Raw genomic sequence first — 6,740 nt, forward strand, 5'->3', positions numbered from 1 at the left:
TCTTCACCTGACACCTCCACAAGAGCGCACGCACGGAGTTGAAGTGGGTTGCAGGATGGTGGGAAAATCGCCTGATACGTTCGCCTGTATTTTGCGTCGGCAGAAAATGCAAGGAGCTGTCCTCAGCGCTGCCACACACGGCAAGTTCAATCAGGTGGACCATCGTACCACTCACGAGAGGATGATCACGGCAGTGTTTGAAAAATCCTTCCTTTCGTAAACCCTGCAAGCGCCGGCTTAAGCACATCTGCCGATCGAAGCGCGTCGAAATCAGCAAATGCCTGAGCGTTTCATTCAGCAAACCTGCTTCCCCTATTTGCTTGACGCGTACTTTCCATATTTGTGAAATCGTTTCAGCCTTGTGTGGTACTGTGCCCTCAAATCGAGGCGAGCTGCACCACGAAACGGGTCGATTCTGGGTCTCCACCTGGCGGCCCTGACGGTCCTAGAGATGAAGATTATCGAGGGCTAGTTCCACTATTCGCCCCAGCAGCTCTCATTAGTTTAGCTTACGCGCTTCTTCGCGGATAAGGTATGGCGCCGTCGCTTCGACCTTGAGCTGATGACCCGCATCATGGCTGCCGAATTTCACCTGGTGTTCGCATCCGATTTGGGGTCTAGCCGTCGCTCCTACCTGATGGCTGCGCAAGCCCATTGTCCGAAACGTGCCGAGTGCTTTTGTGCTTTTGCCCGGGGTGCAAGTTGATACGTTATCGGCCGACAAGGCTTTCCACGGCGATGAACCCTTAATCGAGCCTCTGCTGCGGTACGCAGGTCAGTCCGCCAAGAGGCAGTCGAAAGGTCCAGCGCCCGCACGACAAGTTACTGAAAGGACTTCTGCTGCAACCGAAGCAATACGGAACAATCGCGACCAGATATCACAAGATCGGCAGAAATCTCGAGCCTCACACTCAAAACGGATACGCGACCTCCCTAAAGGCCGGGAGTGTCATGTTCCGAACGCAGGTGCCGCAAACCAGACATGAACCGCCTGGCGGTATGGGGATCGATTTGGTCATGAGACACTGATGGCTCTTAGCGCGCTCATTGTTGAAGGCATCGCGCTGCCCGAAACGTGCCCAGCAACGGACAATCTGCTGCGGCTGTTGTACAACTCAAAGGTTTGCTTGACCCCAAGCATTCCACCGGCCGAGGAGGCCTATAACTCTCTTTCCGCCTTAGTAGCGCCTCGTCCGATCTCTTTGGCATGCCGATTGCTAGACATGATGGATGAAGCTGATCTGACGCTACGGTCGGTCGGGGGGTCGCATGAAAGTTTCTCAATCAATTCGCACGGGCGCGATTACATCGAGCGCGCTGCCCCCAATTCAAGCCCTGCCGCGTCCCTCGAGGGGGCCGCTATCATTGGAGCAGAAGCAGTACCTTTCGTGTTTAGAAGGCGCGAGTGAGCGCTGTTGTATCCAGTCGCGCTGCCGGCTTCGCGGCGTGCCGGACGAGCCTGCCCTGCAGTCGCCTTGGGTGCATTGGTGGCCCGTCATCAGATTCTGCGTACCACGTTTGGGATGGATGACGGCGAGCCGTTCCACCAAATCGGGTTGGCGGACGTGGGCCTCGCGCTCAAAAGGGGTGACCTGTCGGCGGCGCGAGATGCGGAGACGGCGCTGTCGGAACTGGCGTGCCATGAAGCTCAAGCGAGGATCGTCTGGCAGACTGGCCCGCTGATTCGCGGCTGTCTGATCCGTCTACGAATTGATAACTATGTGTTGGTGATTACCATGCACTCCCTAATCTCTGATCATTGGTCGCAAGAGATCCTGGCAGAGGAGTTTAGCGCGCTGTATGCCGCGGCTTCCGAAGGACGCGCAAACAGGCTGCCGCTGTTGCCGTTGCAGTACGCAGATTATGCTGTTTGGCAACGTCGCTGGGTGGGACGCATCCTCGAGCGTCAATCGGAATACTGGCTCGAGACTCTGGCAGGGGCGCCAACCGCGCTGCAGCTTCTCACCGATCGGCCGCGTCCCTCCGAGCAGGACTGGGGGAGCAGCGACGTCGAGGTTTCGGTAGACGAGAATATGACAGTCCAGCTCAAGGCGCTGAGCCGGCGTTTTGGAGCGACGCTATCCACCGTCCTGCTGGCAGGGTGGGCTCTGGTCTTAGGGCGGCTGTCGGGCCAGGAAGCGCTTCTGATCGGCGCACCTACCACAAACCGGGCGAGCCCCGAGATCGACCGTATGGCCGGTTTGTTCGTCGACTCCCTGGCATTGCGGGTCAATCTGTCCGGTGATCCAACGCTCGAGCACCTTCTCGAGCGAGTGAATGCGGCCATGATTGGGGCGTCGGAGCACCAGGATCTGCCGTTCAATCAGGTGATGACACTGATGAATCCGCCTGAAAGTTCAGCTCACAGTCCCGCGTTCGTCGTTTCACTTCTGTGGCAAAATAAGGTCAAGAATCAGATGGTGCTGCCGCGAGCCACGCTAGAGTACCTCGGAGTTCACCATTGTGTCGCGCGACATGGTATTGCGCTTCAACTCGGTAACGACGGCGAGATGCTTCGCGCGAAGCTGATCTACCCAACTACGCTCTTTACCGTCGAGCGGTTTGCGCGTTATCTTTGCCAGGCATTGGTTCATATGACGATGGATCCCAGGCAGCGGGTCTGGTCGGTACCGCTTTGGTCGGCTACTGAAACGCAGACGCCTCCGCGAGACATTCCCCAACGGTTGGAGCTGGAGTCGCCTCGCAATCGAAAGACCGGCGCGGGGTTCGACGAGGATCAGAACCTGAGACCCGAAAGTTCGTTTTCAGCGGCACCTCCTGTTTGTTCGGCTCAATCACCGGTGAACAATTCGCATCCGCAGTCCGGCACCGCGGTCGTGAAGTTCATTGAGGGAACGCGCGTCGTTACCCCGGCTGAGCTACAAACCAACAACTTCACTCGCTATCATGTTACAGAATTTTATCGCCAACAGATCAAAAACAGTGGCCACTACAGGCAGCTCAAGCGCATTGTGGAACCATCAATAAAGGAGTTCAAAAGTGCTGGCGCTTTAGATACGAGTGGGGAGCACGATAATACGGTGTTACGTGGACTTCAGCATAAGTATGCGCAGACCGGTCTGTTGCTGGTAACGGACCTGTGCGCTTCATATTGCCGTTACTGCTTTCGCAAGCGCATTGTGGGCAAAGACTCCGATGAAGTCGCACCTGATTTCGCGCGGGTTGCGCAATATATTCTCGGCCATCCTGAGATGACGAACGTGCTTCTGTCGGGCGGCGACCCGTTCATGCTCAGCACCTCGAACCTCGACAAATGTGTTGATCATCTGCTGCCCATCTCACATTTGGATTCAATTCGATTTGGCACGAAAATGCTGGCCTTTGCTCCCGATCGGTTCGAGGATCGCACTTTGCTAGCTCTATTCAAGCGGATCCATGTGGCCGGAAAGACCGCAGTGATTGTAACACATTTCGATCATGTCGGGGAAATCTCAGTCGATTCTGAGCGTTGCATCCGCTCGCTTCGCGAGCATGGCGTGCAATTCCTCAATCAATCGGTGCTTCTCGCCAACATCAACGATGATCCCGAGATCTTGGGGGCGACCTTCGCTAGGTGTCACACAATGGGTGTTCGTCCTTACTATCTCTTTCAGGGCAGGCCGGTGAAGGGAGCATCGCATTTTCAAGTTCCACTGCGCCGTGGAATCGAAATTGCGCACGGCATCAACCAGCGTCTCAGCGGGATTCAAAAGACATTCAAATACATCATGTCTCACTACACCGGAAAGATTGAGATACTCGATCTCGGAGCCGATGGACGCTTGTACATGCGATATCATCAAAACAAAGTACCCGAGAAGATAGGCAAGATCTTCTCTCGGCTCCACGTAGAGGGATCCTGTTGGCTGGATGATTTGCCAGAGTGATGACACAGCACGCGACTTATCAATGGCGCCGACGGGTCTTCAGCGACGTGCCTTCGGAAGTACTCCCCTGAGCAACACGTGCCAGATAATGGAGCCTCAGTCGATGCCGGACCCAAGGGCGACTTACTCGTCCGTGCTAGTGTCTGCTCCGCAGCGCGGCATAGCGCTACTCGGTGTGCTTTTTTCGGTCAAGTTTTTCCTAAACTTGATTGGCCTTGTGACCGATCGCGCCGAGCAGTCGAAAGCGTCTACCAGAACTGCTGGCCTGGTCTGGTTATCGCTCGTTGGTTTAGCATGTCTCTTCGATCATCATCCATTCGAGAGCAAGCTTGTTTGGCGCTTGGCGGACGCCGCAAAGCGATCTGGGGCTCACCTTCCCTGGTTCGAGCGAATAAGTGGCAGGAGAAGCATAAAAGGAGTAGTTCATGCGGGTAGCCGTGGTGTGGAATCATGGTCGTAAGGGAATAATCAATCCGTTCGGTCAATCTTGTGTGGAGACGTACGATCGCGAGACGCTCGAAAGCGTGGTGGCGGCTCTAGAGGCAGGTAATCACGATACACTGCTATGCGAAGGCGATAAAGGACTGCTTGCAGCTCTTGAGGGGTTCATGCCACCCGATCCGCAAGCGCGCCCCTCGGGGATCGTCTTCAATATGGCGTACGGAATTCAGGGCGAGTGCCGATACACCCACGTTCCGGCTATGCTCGAGATGGCCGGCGTTCCGTACACAGGGTCGAATCCGCTCGGGCATGCGGTAGCGCTTGATAAGGTCATCACGAAGAGGCTACTCCGCGATCACGGCGTGCCGACGCCAAACTTCGTCGTTATGCGTCGCGGCACCGAGGGTACCGGTGACCTGCAGTTCCCGGTTGTGGTAAAGCCGCGCCACGAATCTACCAGTTTGGGACTACAGCTCGTGCATGAACCTGCTCGGTTGTCGCATGCTGTGGAAGCGATCGTAACGCAGTATGCGCAAGACGCCCTCGTAGAAGAATACGTCGACGGGCGGGAAATCTGGATCTCGCTGCTTGGAAATGCACCTATTGATGTGCTCCCTCTCGTGGAGCTCGACTTCAGCGATCGCGAACTACGACTTGTGACTTGGGAGGACAAGGCGCGTTTAGCGGTTGCGGAGCCACGGAGAATTTGTCCGGCGAACGTCGAAACCGAACTCGCGACAACGCTGCGGGACCTTTCGGTTGCGACCTTCCGTGCATGTCAGTGCCAGGATTATGCACGCGTTGATGTTCGAATTGACCGCTCCGGACGGCCTTTCGTACTTGAAATTAACTCGATGGCGGCACTGGGCACGAGCACTGTCTATGTACAGGCCGCGAGAGCGGCCGGATACAGCTTCTCCGGCTTAATTAATCGTATCCTCGATGTTGCAAACACGCGGTATTTCGGACCCACAGTGTCCGGTCGCGATCAGATCATCAGCTAAAGCGTGGTGGCATTAGGTTCGATATGCCCGAGTTTTGAGGTAGTTAGTGCATTCATCAGGTGTGGACGCATCGAGTGCATGGCCTATTGCGGCGCAGACCGTATCGACGTTCCCGGCGGCTTTTCGGAGCAGATGTTTGAGCTTGGCAAAGACCTGTTCGATCGGGTTCAGGTCGGATGAGTATTTTGGCAGTAAGAAGAGCTTGGCTCCGGCGGAGCGGACGAGCTGGCGCACGGCTTTGCTTCTGTGGCTGCCGAGATTGTCCAGGACGACGATGTCGCCGGGACGAAGGGTCGGCAAGAGAACCTTCTCAACATAGATCGGAAGCTCACGCCATCGATTGGTCCCTCGATGAACCATGGCGCATCGATCCGGTCATGGCGCAGGGCCGCCAGCAAGGTCATGGTTTCCAACGGCCGTGTGGGACTTTGGCGGGTAACCTGTGCCCGCGCGGGCCATCCCCGCAACGGCGCCATGTCTGTCCGGGTCCAGGTCTCGTCGATGAAGACCAGCCGCTCAGCTGTGAGCGTAGCTCTGGGGCCCTTTTGATTGGTGCTTGACGTCTATTTTGACCGGGTGAGGCGGCGCCGCTTCCATTTGTCGGACAAAGCGATGACGGCGGCGTCGAGCGCCTTCCGGCCGACGACGTCGGGATTGAACTGTTCGGGCCCCCAAAGGCGCATATTTTCATGTTCTGGATGAGTGGGGTCGCTGATGGCAGTCGTGAACGATATCGGAGAGCCGCGCCTTGCGGGCATCGATGGGCTGGGGATCAAAATCACCATCGCGATCAGGGATGCCCCAACGTCCTTCGCCAGCCAGGAACTCGAACAGATGGCTATTCGTCCAGCCAAACGCCGCCTGAAGCGTCAGATGGGCCTATCAAGGTGCAGCGTGAACGGCACGACAAGGCATCGCATCACCTCGGGTTTCACATCCTTGAGGATCACCTTGATGGTAAGCGTGGTGCTGAGGCCCTTCAGATTGTCTGTGCGCGATCTTGGGAGCACCGCTAGAAGAGTCATCTTCTGCAAGGGTGCTCACAATGGACGACCATTCGGACGACATAAGACGACCGCTGTCACCGCGTATCGAAGTGTATGCTGGAGTAGGCCGAAAGCAGTGGCCGGATGATTTGAAGGCCCAGATAGTCGCGGAAAGCCTCGAGCCAGGCGCGATTGTAACAGATATCGCGCGTCGCCCTGGCTGCCGGCCCCAGCAGGTGCATGACTGGCGGCGCCGGGCGCGTTTAGGTCAACTGGTGCTGCCGGCTTCGGCGGATACAGTAACATTCCTGCCTTTGGTGTCGGAAACGTCGCCATCGGCGGCTGCCGCGCCGTCCGGATCGTCGGAAGCTGCCGCTGTTACGGTTGAGTTCCTGGGGGCCCGGGTGGAGGTGCGGGGAACG

At 56.8% G+C, this 6,740-nt stretch carries 4 protein-coding genes and 1 pseudogene; 3 read left to right on the forward strand and 2 right to left on the reverse strand.

Features of this window, described 5'->3' with window-relative positions; all coding sequences use genetic code 11:
• The first annotated feature begins 1,415 nt into the window (after positions 1-1,415).
• On the forward strand, positions 1,416-3,887 hold the full coding sequence (locus ABIB91_RS39930; protein WP_354172494.1) for a condensation domain-containing protein: 2,472 nt from the start codon (positions 1,416-1,418) through the stop codon (positions 3,885-3,887).
• 425 nt (positions 3,888-4,312) lie between these two features.
• Positions 4,313-5,332: a D-alanine--D-alanine ligase family protein gene (locus ABIB91_RS39935; RefSeq protein ID WP_354172496.1), complete on the forward strand. Its 1,020-nt coding sequence runs from the start codon at positions 4,313-4,315 to the stop codon at positions 5,330-5,332.
• Between the two features lie 12 nt (positions 5,333-5,344).
• On the opposite strand, the pseudogene ABIB91_RS39940 reads toward ABIB91_RS39935, so the two are convergent.
• Positions 5,345-5,847: pseudogene (locus ABIB91_RS39940) on the reverse strand (IS630 family transposase); the annotation flags it as partial.
• A gap of 172 nt (positions 5,848-6,019) precedes the next feature.
• Entirely contained in the window at positions 6,020-6,205 is a 186-nt protein-coding gene (locus ABIB91_RS39945; RefSeq protein WP_354172502.1) for an IS1096 element passenger TnpR family protein, read from the reverse strand.
• A gap of 172 nt (positions 6,206-6,377) precedes the next feature.
• On the opposite strand from ABIB91_RS39945, the gene ABIB91_RS39950 reads away from it, so the two are divergent.
• On the forward strand, positions 6,378-6,740 hold a 363-nt coding region (locus tag ABIB91_RS39950), incomplete at its 3' end, for a transposase (RefSeq protein WP_354172498.1).

The organism is Bradyrhizobium sp. JR4.3 (genome assembly GCF_040547695.1).
In the GTDB taxonomy this organism is placed as follows: Bacteria; Pseudomonadota; Alphaproteobacteria; order Rhizobiales; family Xanthobacteraceae; genus Bradyrhizobium; species Bradyrhizobium canariense.